This is a genomic window from Ancylomarina euxina, assembly GCF_003863355.1.
GTDB classification, from domain to species: Bacteria; Bacteroidota; Bacteroidia; order Bacteroidales; family Marinifilaceae; genus Ancylomarina; species Ancylomarina euxinus.
Map to the genome: position 1 here is coordinate 110,626 of NZ_QQWG01000009.1, position 19,353 is coordinate 129,978.

Consider the following 19,353-nt stretch of genomic DNA (forward strand, 5'->3'; position numbering starts at 1 on the left):
AACAGGTTAATAATCCAATCAGATAAATTACATCAAAGCTAAACCTTAAATCATATCCAGATGAAAGCTTACTTCAAATTACTAATCGTTCCCTTGCTTATAGCAACGGCTTGTTCTCCCTCATATGTGGGAACATCGGCATTTCAGGATGACATTTATTATGTTCCTGGAGAAGAAACATTAATCGATAAGGAAATGGCAGTCTATACGACTCATGCCGAGAAAAAAGAACCTATTATCGAACAAACTATAAAGACTGAGCCTACATCTAAGGCTACTTTTAGCGATGATAGAGAATTTCAACTGATTCAAGAGCAGTATCGTCAGATGCTTGCAAATGACTCTATCGAAAGCATTGACACAACCTACTACAACGAAGAAGAAGGGTATTATATCAATGAATTTAAAGGTAGTGACTACGATCGCGAAGAGGCTGAAAGGCTAAGACAATGGTATCCACAAGGATTTGGCTACTACGACAACAGTGGTTATAATATGGCTATGTGGCTAGCCGGTGATCCAGATTGGAATGTTTATGTTGATGGAGACAACGTATGGTGGACACCTACTTGGACTAACTTTGGTTACTACAACTCATTCAATTTCTCGCCTGCACGTTATGGTCGAACTTTTGCTTATAACTATTCCCCTTACTGCGGCTCTAACTTCGGTTTTGGTTTAGGATTTGGTTTCTACGACGATTTCTACTGGTCATTAAATTTTGGATGGGGACACTCTTATTATAACAATTATCCATACTACGGAAATAGCTGTTATCCATACTACGGACATAATTATCACCATGGTAATTACTACGGTTCAGGATATTCAAACAACTATTACGGACATAGATCTTCTATGGGATCAAAAGCTGGCACTAATAGAGCATACACGAATAGGCGTTCTGCAACAATAACAGATGGTACTGTAAGCAGAGTTAATCGCTCAGCTGGTTACACCAAATCAGGGACTACAACTCGTCGCTCTGCTGCTACTGCTCAAGATGCAATTAGAAGAAGTACTGCAGCTCAGAAATATGGTACTAGAAACAATAGAAGTTCATATAGCAATCGTGTAGGAACAAGTACTAGACGTACCAATACAACGGGAACTGTTAAACGTTCAAACTATCAGGGTACTACAACTCGATATGGGACACAGAACCGTTCAACTTATCAAGGAACAAAAAGCGGTACTACAACTAGAAGAAGAACAAGTAACTATACAAAGCCTCAAAGTAATTCACGTCCATCGTATAATAACTCTGGAACAAAACGATCGACTAATATGAGAGGAACTAGTACTAGAACATCTAATTACAGTAAAGTTAAGAGCACTCCAAGCTATAACAGAAGTTCAACAAAAAGCTCTTCTAGCTCATATAGAGCTCCAAGTTCATCTTCGTCACGCTCTTCAGGAGCTGTTCGTTCATCAAGTTCATCTTCTCGTTCTTCAAATAGTGGAAACCGCTCAAGTGGAAGCACAACTAGAAGAAGATAAACCGCTACTTGAATCTGGATATTGATTAACTAAATTTTTCTTAACCTGCTATTTAAATACACATGACTATGAAAAGATATATCACTTTATTATTCCTTACAGTCTTTTCAGGAATATTATACGCACAAACTGCAGATGATGCTCTGCGATATTCTCAGCAGTTCTACACAGGAACAGCACGATCAACAGCCATGGGTGGCGCCTTTGGAGCTCTAGGAGGAGATTTCTCTAGTATTGGTATAAACCCAGCTGGCCTTGGAGTCTACCAAAGCTCTGAGTTCACCTTCACGCCTACCATGGAAATGAGAAAGAGTACAAGCGGCAACCTTAGTGATGACAAATTCACTTTTGGAATCAGCAATATTGGTTACGTCGCCACTATGAAGCCAAGAATAACTTCTGAAGATGGCTGGCAGAATTTCAATTTTGGGATTGGCTACAATCGGATCAATAACTTTAGAAAATCTTCAATCTCTCAAATCCTAAATTCTGAATCAAGCATGCTGGATGTGTTTGAAACAAATGCAGATGGTTTATCAGCAAATCAGTTAAATTCAATGACTGAAAATTTAGCGTATGAAACTTACTTATTGAATCCACAAGATGAAAACCCCCTAGATTATGATCTACCTATTTTTCCTGGAGAAAAAATGAATCAAAGAAAAACGGTAGAAGAAAGAGGTCATTTGGGTGAATTTAATATTGCTTTTGGAGCCAACTATGCTCATAAATTATACATAGGAGCTTCACTTGGTATTCAAAGTATTAATTACAAATCAACAGCTCGTTTTACTGAAAGTACACTAACAAACAGTGCTTCGGATTTGAATAATTATTATTTTGAAGAATATGTAAAAACAACAGGTGTCGGTGCTAATCTTAAGATTGGTATGATTTACAAGCCAAATCAAAATATCAGATTAGGCGCTTCATTACATACACCAACATTCTTCTCAATGGAAGATGAATTCCAAAACAGAATGGCTTCACATTTTAAAACTGAAGATGATGATGGGTATTCAAATTATGCAGACAAAACTAGATTATCAAGCTACACCTATGACTATAGAACACCTATGAAATTCACATTAAGTGGTGCCGTAGTTCTTTCTAAAAAAGCAATTCTTAGTCTTGATTACGAATTTGTAGATTACTCAAATGCCAAATTTTCTGATGGACAAGATGATTTTGATTTCAATGGAACCACAGAAGCTCCTGAGGCGAATGATATCATTAAATCATCCTATGAAAGTGTTGGGAACCTAAGAGCTGGTTTAGAATATCGAGTTTCATCCGCTTTAAGCTTACGAGGTGGGTTTGCAAATTATGGAGACCCATATAAAGCTAGCTCAATAGATGAGTCATACAATATTTACTCTGCTGGTTTCGGTATTCGTCAAGGCAATTTCTTCTTCGATGCGGCTTATAGCTATTCAGATAAGGATGAATCATACATATACTATAGTACTCCCACTGCTGATGGCGATTTAATTTCATCAGGAAAAGTTGACCTTCAAGATAAAAATCATCAAGTTCGATTAACTTTTGGCTTCAAATTTTAACTTCATTGAAAAATGTTTGCTTTAAACATTTTTACTGCGACACAAGATGCTCTACTAAACAAATATTTAAATCGTTTTGAGCTTCGAAAAAAATGCCATAAAAAGCTATAGTTATCGGCACAAAAAAAACATAGTGTAGTTTTGGTCAAAACATAAGCATGTTTTCACAGCCCCTATATAAATACTGATTATTAACATGTTGAGCACACTAAAAAAAAACCTAATTTCATGCCTAAAACAATGTAGCTATCTAAGAAAACATCGTAGGATATTTCAATTTAAACGACATTTAATGCGACAAAAAAAAAGCTCCCGATGGGAGCTTTTTTTATTCTATATCTAAACCAGATTTATCTAATCATACCTGCAGCAACAGTTTCGTTAGTTGCTTCATCAATTAAAATAAAACTACCTGTATTGCGATTTTTATTATACGAATCGAAAAACAAAGGTTTAGCCGTTTTAAGCTTCAATGAAGCGATATCATTTAATCCAATAGTTTTATCATCCGTCATTTCTTCCAAAGTATTAATATCAACTTTGAAGTTTACATTACGCACCATACAACGTGTTTCGTTTGAAGTATGCTTAATGGTATATTTACCTCCCTGTATCATAGGACGTTCATTCATCCAACAAACCATAGCATCGAACTCTTGCTCCATTCTTGGAACATTGTCAGCGGCTACAATCATATCTCCTCGTGATGTATCAATTTCATCATTCAATCTTAAAGTTACAGATTGAGGCGTAAAAGCGATATCCAACTCACCATTTAGAGTATCAATTGCTTTAATTGTTGTTTCCCTGCCAGAAGGCAACACCTTAACCTTATCACCTGGTTTGAATATGCCACTAGCTACACGACCAGCGAATCCACGGTAATCGTGAAACTCATCACTCTGAGGGCGAATTACATATTGAACTGGGAAACGAGCATCTTTATGATTTCTATCGTCAAGTATTTCAATCGTCTCCAATAAAGTCAATAAGGTCTCACCCTTATACCAATCCATATTTTCAGAAGCATCAACCACATTATCTCCAAATTTGGCTGAAATAGGAATAAAGCGAACATCTTTAATATTCAATTTATCAGCAACTTTTTGATATTCGTTCTTAATGTTTTCATAGGTCTCCTCAGAATACCCCATCAAGTCCATCTTATTGATACATACAATAAGGTGAGGAATTTGCAATAAATTAGCAATATATGAATGACGAAGAGTTTGCTCAATAACACCATGACGAGCATCAACCAAAATAAGAGCACAGTTGGCTGTAGAAGCTCCTGTTACCATATTTCGTGTGTACTGAATATGACCTGGCGTATCAGCTATAATAAATTTACGCTTTGGAGTCGCGAAGTAACGGTAAGCCACATCAATGGTGATGCCCTGCTCACGCTCGGCTCTTAAACCATCGGTAAGTAAAGCAAGATCAACCTCGGTGTCGCCACGCTTTTTGCTAGAAATCTCGATAGCTTCCATTTGATCTTCAAAAATGGCTTTACTATCGTATAACAAACGACCAATTAGGGTACTTTTACCATCATCCACACTACCAGCAGTGGTGAAACGTAAAAGCTCCATATCTAAATATCCTGATGTTTTATCTGACATATTTATTTCTTTTTATTCTAGATTCATAAACGAGAAATTAATCTCTAATCTATTTCTTGATTCAAATACATTCAGTACTTGAAATAATATTTAAAGCTTTGAAGTGGCTTAAAAATACCCTTCTTTTTTACGATCTTCCATGGCAGCTTCAGAACGCTTATCATCATGACGTGTACCACGTTCTGTCGTTCTTGTAGCAGCTACTTCTTCAATAATATCTTCAAGAGTATTTGCTTCTGACTCAACAGCTCCAGTACAAGTTGCATCACCAATCGTTCTAAAGCGAACGATTCTTTTCTCTACTTTTTCAGAATCACGCATTGGAATACAATCAGAAACTGATAATAAATTACCATGACGCACAAAAACTTCACGCTCATGAGAGAAATAGATATTAGGGATATCAATATTTTCTAAATAGATATATTGCCACACATCCATCTCAGTCCAATTTGAAATTGGGAAAACCCTAAAGTGCTCCCCCATATTCTTTTTACCATTGAAAAGGTTCCAAAGCTCAGGCCTTTGATTTTTTGGATCCCATTGTCCAAACTCATCACGGTGAGAGAAAAAACGTTCTTTTGCTCTAGCTTTCTCTTCGTCACGACGACCTCCACCCATAGCACAATCTACTTGCAACTCCTCAAGTCCATCAAGTAGAGTTACAGTTTGTAGCTTGTTTCTACTTGCATCAAAACCTGTTTCCTCGATAGCTTTTCCTTGATCTATAGAATCCTGAACGTAACGTACAATCAAACGAGTACCTGTCTCTTCCATCAATCTATCACGAAATTCAATTGTCTCTGGGAAATTGTGGCCTGTATCAACATGCATTAATGCAAAAGGTACTTTTGCAGGTGCAAAAGCTTTTCTTGCTAAATGAAACATGATAATAGAATCCTTTCCTCCCGAAAATAACATTACGGGATTCTCGAATTGAGCTGCAACTTCACGAATCACATAAATCGATTCAGCTTCCAGTTCTCTTAAGTGATTTATATTGTATTCATTCATTCGAAAAAATTTTATTTACTTTTCTGTGATCAAACCCGATCACTAGTATCTTGTATTTTATATTCTCTAATTTAACTATGCCTGCTTTATATCAGATAGAATAGCATCAACCAAACATTTTACAGATTCTTCAATTGATATATCTGCCGTTTTAATTTCCAAGAAAGCATTTTCGGGGGCTTCAAAAGGTGCGTCCAAACCTGTAAAGTTTTTAATCTCACCATTGCGAGCTTTTTTATATAAGCCTTTTACATCCCTCTTCTCACACTCTTCGTACGATGCATTAACGTAGATCTCTCTAAAATCATCATCACCTATAATCTCTTTAGCCTGTTCTCTTATCGCAAGAGTAGGGCTAACAAAGCAATTTATTGTAATGATTCCACAATTAACAAACAGCTTTGAAACTTCGGCAATACGACGAATATTCTCTGTTCTATCCTCTTCAGAAAAACCTAGATTTTTATTAATACCTGTTCTAATGTTATCCCCATCCAGAATTTGAGTTAAAAACCCTCTTTTCTGAAGTGCCTTTTCTAATCCAATTGCGATAGTTGTTTTTCCAGATCCAGAGAGTCCTGTCATCCAAATAACACGAGCTTTTTGATTTAAAATTTGTTCCTTCTCTTCTCGACCAACAATTCGATCGAAAACTGGATGTATATTAGTTGCTTTACTGATCATTAATCTGTTTTATATGAATCGAATCAGCTATTATTAAACTTTTTGCCATGATAGAATCGAACTAACTATACGATTTCAATCACCCATTCAGCAGTAGCTGATGAAGAGTTCCCAATTTCTTAATTTATGAAAGATTTTAATCAATTTTAGATTGAGTCCTTCCGAAAAATCAGACACAAATGTACAATTTCTAAGATGATTATAAAAATTTTAGACTAGGAATACACAAGCAAGATTCTACAGTAAAAAAAGAAGCATGTATCCTTTATTTAAAATAAAGTAATATAGGCTCAAAGACTTGAATAATAAGTATAAAAAAAGCCCCCTACAAAGGGAGCTTTTAAAATTATTAGCTAGATGATTTGACTATTTACAGTCACATTTCTCATCAAAACTCTTATTATACTGTTGCATAGCTCTGTAACTCATTCCCATATTTGAAAATCCACCATCATGGAATAAATTCTGCATGGTTACTTTTCGAGTTAGATCTGAAAATAGAGTGATACAATAATTTGCACATTCCTGAGCAGAGGCATTTCCCAGTGGGGACATACGCTCAGAGAAATCAATCAGCTTATCAAAACCTTTTACACCACTACCAGCAGTCGTCATCGTAGGTGATTGTGAGATCGTATTCACTCGAACGCTTTTCTCACGACCATAGATGTAACCAAAACTACGTGCAATAGATTCCAACATGGCTTTTGCATCGGCCATATCATTGTATTCGTACATCGTTCTTTGAGCTGCTGCATAAGATAAGGCAACAATTGATCCGTATTCGGCAACGACATCCATTTCTTTAGCTTTCTGAATCACTTTGTGGAAAGAGATAGCCGAAACATCAAGTGTTTTCTTTAAGTATTCATAGTTCAATTCATCGTATGAATTTCCTTTACGAACATTTGGTGACATCCCAATAGAGTGTAGAATGAAATCAACAGGACCTCCTAAAAGCTCCATAGATTCCTTATACAAATTCTCCAAATCCTCAGGATTAGTTGCATCAGCAGCAATAACATGTGCATTACATTTTTTTGCTAGCTCATCAATAGTTCCCATACGAATGGAAACGGGTGTATTTGTTAAGACGATCTCAGCACCTTCTTCAACAGCCAATTCAGCAACTTTCCATGCGATTGACATTTCGTTTAAGGCACCAAAGATGATTCCTTTTTTTCCTTTTAATAAGTTATAAGACATAATTTGAAATTTTCAATTTTATCAGCTACAAATTTAACCAATATTATTTAGAATAAATCAAAAAAAGATCATTTATTAAGACTGAATAAATTCGTTAATCAAACACCTTCCCACTGATCTATCTATATAGCAAGACTTTAGCATTTTCCATAGCAGCTTGAGTCATGTCAGCTCCACTAAGCATCTTGGCTAACTCTTCAATACGGCTTTCACTATCCAAAAGGACTATATTTGAGTAAGTTTCCAACTCATCATCAGCCTTATAAACTTTATAATGATAATTTCCTTTACTTGCAATCTGTGGTAAATGAGTAATACTGATTACCTGAATATTTTCAGCCATATCACGCATAACGACTCCCATTTTATCTGCAATCTCTCCAGAAACACCAGTGTCAATTTCATCAAAGACAATAGATGGCAAGGCTGTAGAAGCTGAGATTAAATATTTAATACTCAACATTAATCGCGACATTTCTCCACCTGAAGCAACTTTTGAAATTTCTTCAAGCTGTCCATTCTTATTTGCAGAGAATAAAATTCGTATTAAATCCTTCCCTAAATACTGAAATTCTTCAGCAATACTTTGTTCGAAGTTAATTTTAGCATGAGGCATCCCCAACTGAATCAGTTGAGATTCCAAAGCTTTTTCAATATCTGGAATCACAGACCTCCTACTCTTACTGAGCTTTTCAGATACCTTCACAAGATTTAATTCCTGCTTCTGCAATTGCTCCTTTAATTCTTCAATCAAATCATCACTGGATGAAATATCCTGAACTTTCTGATCCAAGTCTTCACGTATCTTAATTAATTCCTCAACAGACTCTACGCGGTGTTTTTGCTGAAAACTATAAATAGTATCTAGTCTTTCATTGAGAAAAGAAATCCTAGATGGATCGAACTCCATCGATTCATAACTCCTTTCAAGTTCAGAGGCCAAGTCTTGCAATTCAATACATGAGCTTTCAAAACGCTCGTAAAAATTCTCCCCATCAGAAAAAACATTCTGCACTTGACCAATGGCTGAACGAGCCTCTTTCAATAAAGAAATAATTGCTACTTCGCCCTCACTTAACAGGTTTGATGCCTTAAATAAATTCGTTTTTATCTCTTCGGCATGGTTTAGAGTTTCAAGTTCTGATTCCATTTCAACTTGTTCTCCATCTACCAAATTTGCATCAAGCAATTGCTCCAATTGAAATTGATAGTAATCCAAATCAGATTTTTCTTTTAGAGCAATTTGTTCTTTACGATACAATTCTCTTTTGATATGCTGATAATTTTCAAACTGAACTTGATAATCATTCAACAATGAAGCATGTTGTGCATAAGTATCTACAATTCCCATTTGATACTCAGAGTCACCTAAAGATAAATTTTGGTTCTGAGAATGAATATCGATTAGCCTAAGCCCCAACTCTTTTAAAAGCTTGACACTAACAGGTGAATCGTTTACGAAAGCACGAGTTTTACCATTAGGTAAAATTTCACGTCGTAAAATTGTTTCTTCCTCATATTCCATTTCAGCATCAGCAAAGAACTTTTGCAGGTGATACTTTGAAATATTAAAATGAGCCTCTACAACACATTTAAGGTCTTTATCTTTAAGGATATTCGTTTCTGGTCGTTGACCTAAAACCAAGCCCAAAGCACCTAGTAAAATAGATTTACCAGATCCTGTCTCACCTGTTATAATCGAAAATCCGTTATTGAAATCAATCTCAATCTGATTGATTAGAGTATAGTTTCGTATAGCTAAGGATTGAAGCATATTATATTTAAAATATAAGTTTTAAAGCAATAATTGAAAAAAGATCTCTCCGCTTACTCAAGGATCTTCTTATACTTATTCAGGTTTGCAGGGTCGATGTCGCTTAAAATATTGTAAGCACGCTTTTTCTCATCATTAAACGATTCAGTAAATATTTTAACCAATTCATCTGCTTTTGCATCGAAAAATATCTGAAGAATAAAAGAACCTGGTTTAGCACGATGAGCTTTCTGCAATAAGCGCAAAGACTCAGCAATCTCAGAACGCCCATCAGTCAACTTATCTGACATTTTATCTAATCCCAAACGATGATAACGATAAATACATTCTCGAACAGGACGATAGGAATTATTCAATATATTTTCGATCAACCAATATCTATTACTCTTACTCTCAAAGGATTTCCAACCTGGATATTTTGCATTTTGCATCTTATTGACGATAGCCTCTGCTTTAGTAAAATAGGGTGTTCCCCCCTCTAAGGCAAACGAATCGTAATCGAGTCCAACAATAATATTGGCATAAAAAGCTAAAAGTGCAGTTAAACTAGTAGGAGTATTAGACTCGTTATAATCCAAAGCCTGATACTCTGCATATTTAAAGTGAATATCGTTGTCCTTAAAATTTAGAAGAACGGTATTAAATGATGAGTTAAAAACAGGACGACGAGCCTGAATTTGCATTGTTCCCTTAAATTCATCCGAAGAAATCTGATCTGTGAGATTAATTAGAATATTGCACTCTATTTTCTCATCCTGATCGTAAACATGATCTGTCCAACTCCTATTATTAATAAACTCATACACTGCTGTCTGCATGGTTCTAAAAACCTGCTTATTAGTCCCCTGTATTTGCTGACTCACAACCTGTATATTACATTGTAATTCTTGTGATTTCACATTTGCAACAGAGAGTATAACGAGAATTAGAAAAAGTAGTTTACGCATATCCGAATTTTTCAAAATTAAGACTAAAGTTAATCAAAACAAATGAGCAGTCAAGCTTAATAAACCTAACTAAAAAAACATTCAATTATTGTTTAGACATAACACATCAAATGAGTTCTAGAAGTTCTGATTCCGAATTAACTCATCAACAATATCTTTTGCAACCTGAGACTTTGGTTTCAACTCAAACTTTTTCACTTCACCATTCCGAGAAAAAATTGTGATTTTATTAGTATCGTGCTGAAAACCGGCACCAGAATCATTTAATGAGTTCAGCACAATTAAGTCCAGATTCTTTTTCTCAAGCTTTATTTGTGCATTTTGCTCCTCATTATTAGTTTCAAGTGCGAAGCCTACTAAAAATTGTTTTTCAGATTTAATCTGTCCTAGCGATGCAGCAATATCTTGTGTCGGCGTTAACTCAATCGTGTAGTTTTCCTTCTCACGTTTTACTTTAGCATCAACAGGATTAAGAGGCGTAAAATCAGCAACAGCTGCTGTCATGATAGCTCCATCACAATGCGGAAAATGCTCAACAGAAGCATCATACATTTCCTGTGCTGAGATAACATCGATTCTATGAATGTTGGGATGATTAGTTTGGCATACAGAAGGCCCAGAGATGAGAGTAACTAGAGCACCTTCTTCTGCTAGTTTTTCAGCAATTGAAAAACCCATTTTGCCTGAGGAGAAATTACCAATAAAACGAACAGGGTCGATCTTTTCGTAAGTCGGCCCTGTTGTTATCATGACCTTTTTATTAATTAGTCTTTTTTTTTTGAAGCAAAGAATTCCTTGAGCTTCTCAACAATTATTTCAGGTTCTTCCATTCGACCTTTGCCATATAAACCACTAGCAAGCTCACCGCTTGAAGGCTCAATAAAGCTATCGCCATATGATTTTAAGATATCCATATTACGAAGTGTCGCAGGATGCTTAAACATATCCAAGTCCATAGCTGGGGAGTGAATCACAGGGCATTTAGCCGACAAATAGGTTGTCAACAAAAGGTTATCACAAATACCATGAGCCATTTTAGCCATAGTATTGGCTGTAGTTGGTGCAACTAAAAGAACATCTGCCCACAAACCCAAATCAACATGGCTATTCCATTCACCATCATCGTGCTTAAAAAAGTCACTTAATACCGTATTTTTCGAAAGTGTAGCCATTGTTACCGGAGAAATAAACTCCTTGGCATATGGTGTCATTAACACCTTTACTTCAGCGCCTTCTTTTACAAGTAAGCGCACCAAAGTTGCAGCCTTGTATGCAGCGATACTTGCTGTAACTCCAAGTATAATCTTCTTATCTTTTAACATAAGCCGTAAAACTAAAAAAGTTCCCTGTTTCGAGGGAACTTAAATATTAAAGCAAAATTTTACTTATCCGTATTGTTTTCTTTAGCAGGATTTCTGTAATAAACGTCACCATTAATGAATTCTTCAACCGCTATTAAAGTCGGTTTTGGTAAGCGCTCATAATATTTCGAAATCTCGATCTGCTCGCGATTTTCGAAAACTTCCTCTAAATTATCAGTAAAAGATGCGAATTCTTGAAGTTTCTTATTCAGTTCTGTTTTAAGCTCTACAGCAATCTGATTGGAACGCTTTGCCATAATCATCACTGATTCGTAAGCATTTCCTACTTCCCTGCTCAACTCTGTAACGTTACGTGTAATAGTTGAACCTGCTGCATTCGTTTTTTTGTAATCCATACTGTCAAAGAATTATTATCTATTGGTTTATTTTTAGTTCAGCTTGCAAAAATACAATTTTTTAAGAGTTTTCCTCTAATTTATAACTAATTATCTTCTTTTGCAGATTTATCTTTTCCAAAATAGGCTTCAATCTCCTTGATCATACGCTCAGTATCCTTCTGAAACTTACTTTTTGGAAACTCATCGACAAAAGCAAAGTATTCTTCTTTAGCCAAATTGAAACGCTCATTTTGCTTTTCGTCAATCGACTTTATTGCATATTGGTAGCGAGAATCTAAAAGCATAAACATGAGTTCCTCACGATAAGAAGAACCTGGATAATCTTTAATTGCATTTTCTAACGCGATTATAGCTGAAGGATAGTGCTCTCTATCGAAATAGTTACGAGCACTTAAATATGATTTATAAACCAATTTATCTTGTAATTCATCAATCAATTTATTCCCTTCCTCAATTCGAGTTGAGTTTGGATAACGATTAATATACAATTGCAAGGCATCGATAGCATCTTTTGTTGAAGTTTGATCCAATCGAGGTTTTGGTGATTCTTTATAATAACAATAAGCACTCATATACAAACACTCTTCAGCATATGGACTATCCGGGAAACTCTTAATGAAATTACGGAAATAGTATCCTCCAGTGATAAAGTCACTCATTCCATAGTTACAGTAAGCCATATAGTAACTCACGGTTTCCGCTTTACTTGTGCCCCTAAATACAGGTATCAACTCTTCGAAAAGCGTAGCTGCTTTTACATATTGTTCTTCATTATAATATATAATGGCTTTCTTGTATTTAAGAGTAGTATCATTACTCTTTAGAAGTTTTTGATATTCGCTACATCCAGCTAAAAGCGTAGAAAGAAGCACAATCAACAAAAGGATTTTTCTCATAGGTATATGGACTCTACTATTTTGTATCATGCAAAGATAGAATTTTCCGCCAATTTTGAACATTTCACACTATCATATTGTTGCAATTATATTTTTTTAACAAGGTTATCAAGCAGATAGATACCTACAATATTTTTTCAATGGTTTAAACCAATACTTGTTCTGTAACACAATAAGTAAAGAAGGCTATAAACATAGTGTTCTCAGCGTCATATCATTTATTATTAAATAGAGAGTAAAATCTACTGTATCTATCGCTTGATATATTTTTATAAAATGTTACTTTTGCACAGTTATGAATCCATTTCGAGAAATTTTCCGTTCTGAATTCCATAACTCCATTCAGAATATTTGAAAACTCAAAAAAACATATAACGTGGATATTTTTGACAAAGTTAACAACCAAAAAGGGAATATTGGACAATACGCAAAGCAAGCTCATGGCTACTTCGCATTCCCAAAACTAGAAGGCGAAATTAACTCTAGAATGACATTTAGAGGGAAAGAAGTTTTAACATGGAGTTTGAATAACTACATTGGACTAGCAAATCACCCAGAAGTAAGAAAAGCCGATGCTGAATCAGCTGAAAAATGGGGACTAGCCTATCCAATGGGAGCTCGTATGATGTCTGGGCAAACTAGTCGTCACGAAGAATTAGAAGCTCAGCTTGCTGATTTTGTTGGTAAACCAGATGCTTTCCTTTTGAACTTTGGTTACCAAGGTATGCTTTCAATCATCGACGCTTTAGTTAATCGTCATGATGTTATCGTTTATGACTCAGAGTCACATGCATGTATCATGGATGGTTTAAGACTTCACCAAGGGAAACGTTTCGTTTACCCTCATAACGATATGGAAAACCTTCACAAGCAGCTTGAGCGTGCTACTAAGTGGGCTGAAAACACAGGTGGTGGTATCTTAGTTATCACTGAAGGTGTGTTCGGTATGGCTGGCGATCTAGGTAAATTGGACGAGATTGTTGCAATGAAGGAAGAATTCAACTTCCGTTTATTAGTTGACGATGCTCATGGTTTCGGTGTAATGGGTCCTACAGGTGCTGGTGCTCCTGAGCATTTCGGTGTTCAAGATGGTGTCGATGTTCTTTTCGGTACTTTCGCTAAAGCTATGGCTGGAATTGGTGCATTCGTTGCTTGTGATGAAGATGTTTGTGGCTACTTACGCTACAACATGCGTTCACAAACTTTTGCGAAGTCACTTCCTATGCCAATCGTTGAAGGATCTATCAAACGTTTAGAGTTACTTAGAACTAAACCAGAGCTTCGTGAGCAACTGTTCACCATTTCAAATGCTCTTCAAAAAGGTTTAACTGAAGCTGGTTTGGAAATTGGATGTACTCAATCTCCAGTTACTCCAGTTTATCTTTCTGGTAGCGTTGCTGAAGGTACTCAGGTAACTATGGATCTTAGAGAAAATTATAATATTTTCTGTTCTATCGTTGTGTATCCTGTAATTCCTAAAGGACAATTACTACTTCGTTTGATCCCGACAGCAACTCATACTCTTGAAGATGTTGAGTACACTGTTAACGCATTTAAAGATGTCGCTACAAAATTGAAAGAAGGAAAATATAGCAACGAAAAATTTGCTGATATCTTCAAGCAATAAGCACACCATTGATATAAGTAAAAGCGATACCATCAGGTATCGCTTTTTTTTGTTTAAAACTCATCTTCCTATAAAATTTAGGCAAAAAAAATAGGATCAATTCCGAAGAAACAATCCTAATATTTTTATACGCATTAAATTCTAAATGAATTTTCTGAGCGAGAAACGAGACTCGAACTCGCGACCCCAACCTTGGCAAGGTTGTGCTCTACCAACTGAGCTATTCTCGCAATTTCTTTTTTTTATTTAATCAGAAAAGAAAAACTGACCGAGCGAGAAACGAGACTCGAACTCGCGACCCCAACCTTGGCAAGGTTGTGCTCTACCAACTGAGCTATTCTCGCATTTCTTTTTTTTAATTTAATCAGAAAAGAAAAACTGATTTGAGCGAGAAACGAGACTCGAACTCGCGACCCCAACCTTGGCAAGGTTGTGCTCTACCAACTGAGCTATTCTCGCATTTCTTTTTTTTTAATTTAATCAGAAAAGAAAAACTGATTTGAGCGAGAAACGAGACTCGAACTCGCGACCCCAACCTTGGCAAGGTTGTGCTCTACCAACTGAGCTATTCTCGCATTTTATGCTTTATTCTCAATTGTTATTGAGAAACTTGAATCAAGAATAATCTTAGAGTCTTATCCTTGTCAATTGCGATGCAAATATAGGCATTCTCAGCGTTTCAGCAAGTTTTTAAATCGAAAAATGACAATAAAAAAACACCTCTGAAATTCAGAGGTGTTTTTGAATATATCTATCAAAATGTAGAACAAGTCTTACATTAAGAAACTCAATAAGATACCTGCAGCTACGGCTGAACCAATTACACCAGAAACGTTTGGTGCCATTGCATGCATCAACAAGTGATTTGTAGGGTCATTCTCTAATCCCATAACTTGTACTACACGAGCACTATCAGGAACAGCTGAAACTCCAGCGGCACCAATCATAGGATTAATAGGTCGATCTTTTGGAGAAACCAAATTCATAACCTTACCAAAGATAACTCCACCTGCTGTTGCAACTATAAAGGAAGCAGCTCCAAGTCCGAAGATTAACATTGAATCCTTTGTCAAAAAGACATCTGCTTGAGTTGAAGCTCCCACAGATATACCTAAAAGAATAGTAATAATGTTAATTAATGCATTACTAGCCGTTTCAGCCAATCGACCTGTTACTGTTGATTCTTTCAGTAAATTACCAAAGAATAACATACCCAACAAAGGTACAGATGTAGGCGAAATATATGCTGTTAACAATAATGCAATAATCGGGAACATGATTTTTTCAAGACGAGATACCGCACGAGGAGGCTTCATCTTAATTGATCGCTCTTTCTTAGTGGTCAACAAGTTAATGATTGGAGGCTGAATCACAGGAACCAAAGCCATATATGAATAAGCCGCAATCGCAATAGGACCGATCAGATTCTTAACCGTAACCCCATTAGCCATAACGTTCACACCATTAGCCAATTTAGACGATAGGAAAATAGCCGTAGGGCCATCAGCACCACCAATGATTCCAATTGCACCAGCTTCTGGTGGAGCAAAACCCAACCAAAGTGCACCAAGAAAAGTAACGAAGATACCTATCTGAGCTGCTGCTCCTAAAATCATCAATCGAGGATTCGAAATCAAAGATGAGAAGTCAGTCATTGCTCCAATCCCTAAGAAAATCAAAGGAGGATACCAACCTTGTAATACACCAGAATACAGATAACTCATTACCGATCCAGGCTCATAAATACCTAGCTTTAGGTTGAAATCAACCGCCTGAAACATTGGGATATTACCAATTAAAATACCTGTTCCGATAGGAATAAGCAATAGAGGCTCGTAATCGTATTTAATAGCTAGAAAAATAAAGAAGATACCAATAAGCATCATCAATAGGTGACCTGGAGTTACATTAGAAAATCCTGTAAATTCCCAAAAATTTCTCAAACCAACAACCGCACTCGATTCGTGACTGCAATCGTAGTCGCTATTGTTTCCAAATTTAATAACATCGTTAGAAATAGTTCCTACACGAGTACCTAAATCCAATATTTCAGAAGTTACCCAATATGATCCAGATCCTGAATTCGGATTGGTATTCTTACTTAATCGTTCTACATTCTTTGGATTAAAGGTCAAGATTACATTATTCCCCTCAACAGTCCAATGTCCTGTAAAACGTTGCTTGATTGAATCCATTGAAAAGGCTTTATTCTCTTCTTTAAATTCAAAAATCTTATACCTTTTAACCGTCTTATCCGATAAACCCAGAGCATTAGGAATATAACCATCTTGATGATTAATCCATTTCCCCTCGGTTAATTGTTTTTCAATAGCCCCAGTATTTTGAGCCAGGGATGAAAAACACATCCCTAACATCAAAACAAGTGAGAATATCATTTTATAGAGATTTCTCATTACGTTAAATTTGACTTAAATTGATTTACGCTAACTCAATAAGTACATCATCCTGAAGGACACTATCACCTACATTTACCTTAATAGTTTTAACAGTACCTGCTTTTTCAGCTAATACGTTATTTTCCATTTTCATGGCTTCCATTACAAGTAGAGTATCACCAACATTAATTGCGTCGCCAACAGCAACACCAATTTTGATGATGGTTCCAGGAAGTGGCGCCTTAACACTCACAGCACCAGCTGACTTCTTAATCTGACCCTCACCTGGTTTATTAATAACAGGCTTACGAATCAATTGAGGAGTTTTGCTTACTTTCTCTTTAGCTTCGATCTCAACATCGTAAACAGTACCGTTTACTTCAACTTGAGCGTTTGCACCTTCGATCTCTTTGATATCAACATCGAATTCTTGTCCGCGTATTGTAAATTTGAACTTTTTCATCGTCTTATCTTGGTTGATTCATTACTCCATAAATCTTAGAACTCCATGGAGAATAATTCTTAGTAACTTTTTTAATGGTAATAATGTTGCTTTCCTCATCGTGAATCTGATCGAAATGCATAAACAGAGCCATTGCAATAGCTGCATTTACACTACCTTCGATATCCAATTCCCCAATATTAGCAGTAGGTTTACCTTGCTTTTTAAGCTTCGATCTAAGCTTGATTTGTAAAAGCTTAGGAAGATTTACAAAAACAATAACCAGGGATACCAATGCGACAAACACGATGCCGTATCCAACCAAGGCAATTGTCCATCCTCCCTGGCTTCCAATCGATAATAAATTGATATAACTCATAGTTTATTATTTTTTACAATGGAATGTTTGAATGCTTCTTAGGAGGATTAGATTGCTTCTTAGTCTGTAACGACTGGAATGCACGAATTACTCTGAAACGTGTGTTACGAGGTTCAATTACATCATCAATGTAACCATATGAAGCTGCATTGTATGGATTAGCAAATTTCTCGTTATACTCAATCTCTTGCTCGTTGATGAATTTAATTTTCTCATCATCGCTAAGCTCCATCATTTTTCTACCATGTAAAACCTCGATAGCACCTTTAGCACCCATAACCGCGATCTCAGCTGAAGGCCAAGCGTAGTTAAGATCACCTCTTAGTTGCTTACAAGACATTACATCATGAGCACCACCATATGATTTTCTTAAAGTAATAGTTACTTTAGGAACAGTAGCTTCGCCATAAGCAAACATTAATTTAGCACCATGAGTAATGATACCACCAAACTCTTGACTTGAACCAGGAAGAAATCCAGGAACATCAACTAAAGTAAGAATTGGAATATTGAAACAGTCGCAGAAACGAATGAAACGAGCCGCTTTTCTTGATGATTCAATATCGAGAACACCCGCTAAGAAATTAGGTTGATTAGCAACAATACCAATAGATTGACCTCCCATACGAGAGAAACCTACAAGAATATTCTTTGCATAGTGACGGTGGATCTCTAAAAATTCAGCATCATCAACAATAGAATAAATGACATCCTTCATGTCATAAGGCATGTTAGGATTCTCAGGTACAATCTCGTTCAATGCATCCTCCAATCTATCGAAAGGATCAGTACACTCAATAAGTGGTGCCTCTTCAAGGTTATTCGAAGGCATGAAAGATAAAAGCTTACGAATAATCATGATACCTTCTTCTTCGTCTTCCAATTTGAAGTGAGAAACACCTGATTTTGAAGCGTGCATATGTGCTCCACCCAAAGCTTCAGTTGTAATATCTTCACCAGTCACAGTTTTCACAACCTTAGGACCAGTAACAAACATGTATGACTTTTCTTCAGTCATCATGATAAAGTCAGTTAATGCTGGAGAATAAACGGCTCCACCAGCACAAGGACCAAAAATTGCAGAAATCTGAGGAATAACTCCAGACGCCATAATGTTTCTCTGGAAAATCTCAGCATAACCAGCTAGAGCTGTTACACCCTCCTGAATACGAGCTCCACCTGAATCATTCAATCCAATACAAGGTGCACCAACTTTCATTGCCATATCCATCACTTTGCAAATCTTCTGTGCAAAAGTTTCAGATAGAGAACCACCAAATACAGTAAAATCCTGAGAGAATACAAAAATTAAACGTCCATCTACAGTTCCTTGACCTGTAACAACACCATCGCCTAAGAATTTAGTTTTCTCCATACCAAAATTGGTACAACGATGTGTCACAAACATATCGAATTCCTCGAAACTACCTTCATCCAAAAGCATGTCGATTCTTTCACGAGCAGTGTATTTACCTTTCTTGTGCTGAGATTCGATACGCTTCTCACCTCCGCCAAGTTTAGCTTCAGCTCTTAAGTCAATTAACTTCTTAATTTTATCCTGACTAGCCATAACTTCTATTAGTT

General features: G+C 36.2%; 17 protein-coding genes and 4 tRNA genes. 3 read left to right on the plus strand and 18 right to left on the minus strand.

The window, feature by feature from the left end:
* Window positions 1-60: 60 nt before the first annotated feature.
* Both DWB61_RS10495 and DWB61_RS10500 read left to right on the plus strand, forming a co-directional pair.
* Complete coding sequence (locus tag DWB61_RS10495; protein WP_125030870.1) at window positions 61-1,500, plus strand: hypothetical protein; 1,440 nt, start codon at window positions 61-63, stop codon at window positions 1,498-1,500.
* 68 nt (window positions 1,501-1,568) lie between these two features.
* Entirely contained in the window at window positions 1,569-3,062 is a 1,494-nt protein-coding gene (locus DWB61_RS10500) for an OmpP1/FadL family transporter (protein WP_158614394.1), read from the plus strand.
* Between the two features lie 350 nt (window positions 3,063-3,412).
* On the opposite strand, the gene cysN is transcribed toward DWB61_RS10500, so the two are convergent.
* The 10 genes from cysN to DWB61_RS10545 all read right to left on the minus strand — a co-directional run bounded on the left by cysN (window position 3,413) and on the right by DWB61_RS10545 (window position 12,925).
* Entirely contained in the window at window positions 3,413-4,684 is a 1,272-nt protein-coding gene (gene cysN, locus DWB61_RS10505) for a sulfate adenylyltransferase subunit CysN (protein WP_125030872.1), read from the minus strand.
* Window positions 4,685-4,792: 108 nt separating this feature from the next.
* Window positions 4,793-5,698 (minus strand): sulfate adenylyltransferase subunit CysD, encoded by a 906-nt coding sequence (gene cysD, locus DWB61_RS10510; RefSeq protein WP_125030873.1) that lies wholly within the window; start codon window positions 5,696-5,698, stop codon window positions 4,793-4,795.
* A gap of 75 nt (window positions 5,699-5,773) precedes the next feature.
* Window positions 5,774-6,382: an adenylyl-sulfate kinase gene (gene cysC / locus DWB61_RS10515; protein ID WP_125030874.1), complete on the minus strand. Its 609-nt coding sequence runs from the start codon at window positions 6,380-6,382 to the stop codon at window positions 5,774-5,776.
* Between the two features lie 366 nt (window positions 6,383-6,748).
* Window positions 6,749-7,588, minus strand: coding sequence for an enoyl-ACP reductase FabI (locus tag DWB61_RS10520; protein ID WP_125030875.1), 840 nt, complete (start codon window positions 7,586-7,588; stop codon window positions 6,749-6,751).
* Window positions 7,589-7,706: 118 nt separating this feature from the next.
* Window positions 7,707-9,362, minus strand: a complete 1,656-nt coding sequence (gene recN / locus DWB61_RS10525) for a DNA repair protein RecN (RefSeq protein WP_125030876.1) — start codon at window positions 9,360-9,362, stop codon at window positions 7,707-7,709.
* Window positions 9,363-9,415: 53 nt separating this feature from the next.
* Entirely contained in the window at window positions 9,416-10,309 is an 894-nt protein-coding gene (gene porD, locus DWB61_RS10530) for a type IX secretion system protein PorD (protein ID WP_125030877.1), read from the minus strand.
* 117 nt (window positions 10,310-10,426) lie between these two features.
* A complete protein-coding gene (locus DWB61_RS17785) occupies window positions 10,427-11,059 on the minus strand; it encodes a phosphopantothenoylcysteine decarboxylase (protein ID WP_225423378.1) in 633 nt (210 codons plus the stop codon).
* 14 nt (window positions 11,060-11,073) lie between these two features.
* Window positions 11,074-11,631, minus strand: a complete 558-nt coding sequence (locus DWB61_RS17790; RefSeq protein WP_225423379.1) for a flavoprotein — start codon at window positions 11,629-11,631, stop codon at window positions 11,074-11,076.
* Between the two features lie 59 nt (window positions 11,632-11,690).
* A complete protein-coding gene (locus DWB61_RS10540) occupies window positions 11,691-12,026 on the minus strand; it encodes a DNA-directed RNA polymerase subunit omega (protein WP_125030878.1) in 336 nt (111 codons plus the stop codon).
* 86 nt (window positions 12,027-12,112) lie between these two features.
* Window positions 12,113-12,925 carry an outer membrane protein assembly factor BamD gene (locus tag DWB61_RS10545; RefSeq protein ID WP_125030879.1) on the minus strand — a complete coding sequence of 271 codons (813 nt, stop codon included), beginning with the start codon at window positions 12,923-12,925 and terminating at the stop codon, window positions 12,113-12,115.
* A 376-nt stretch (window positions 12,926-13,301) separates the two neighbouring features.
* Between DWB61_RS10545 and DWB61_RS10550 the strand changes: the two genes are divergently transcribed.
* Window positions 13,302-14,552 (plus strand): aminotransferase class I/II-fold pyridoxal phosphate-dependent enzyme, encoded by a 1,251-nt coding sequence (locus DWB61_RS10550; protein ID WP_125030880.1) that lies wholly within the window; start codon window positions 13,302-13,304, stop codon window positions 14,550-14,552.
* Window positions 14,553-14,709: 157 nt separating this feature from the next.
* Here DWB61_RS10550 and DWB61_RS10555 read toward each other — a convergent pair.
* From DWB61_RS10555 to DWB61_RS10590, 8 genes are all read right to left on the minus strand, one after another.
* Window positions 14,710-14,782 (minus strand) — tRNA-Gly (locus DWB61_RS10555).
* A gap of 41 nt (window positions 14,783-14,823) precedes the next feature.
* A tRNA-Gly gene (locus DWB61_RS10560) sits at window positions 14,824-14,896 on the minus strand.
* Between the two features lie 42 nt (window positions 14,897-14,938).
* A tRNA-Gly gene (locus tag DWB61_RS10565) sits at window positions 14,939-15,011 on the minus strand.
* Between the two features lie 43 nt (window positions 15,012-15,054).
* Window positions 15,055-15,127, minus strand: a tRNA-Gly gene (locus DWB61_RS10570).
* Window positions 15,128-15,325: 198 nt separating this feature from the next.
* Complete coding sequence (locus DWB61_RS10575; RefSeq protein WP_225423380.1) at window positions 15,326-16,966, minus strand: sodium ion-translocating decarboxylase subunit beta; 1,641 nt, start codon at window positions 16,964-16,966, stop codon at window positions 15,326-15,328.
* 25 nt (window positions 16,967-16,991) lie between these two features.
* Entirely contained in the window at window positions 16,992-17,411 is a 420-nt protein-coding gene (locus DWB61_RS10580; RefSeq protein WP_125030881.1) for a biotin/lipoyl-containing protein, read from the minus strand.
* Window positions 17,412-17,415: 4 nt separating this feature from the next.
* Window positions 17,416-17,769: an OadG family protein gene (locus DWB61_RS10585; protein WP_125030882.1), complete on the minus strand. Its 354-nt coding sequence runs from the start codon at window positions 17,767-17,769 to the stop codon at window positions 17,416-17,418.
* A gap of 13 nt (window positions 17,770-17,782) precedes the next feature.
* Complete coding sequence (locus DWB61_RS10590) at window positions 17,783-19,339, minus strand: acyl-CoA carboxylase subunit beta (RefSeq protein WP_125030883.1); 1,557 nt, start codon at window positions 19,337-19,339, stop codon at window positions 17,783-17,785.
* Between the last annotated feature and the right edge of the window lie 14 nt (window positions 19,340-19,353).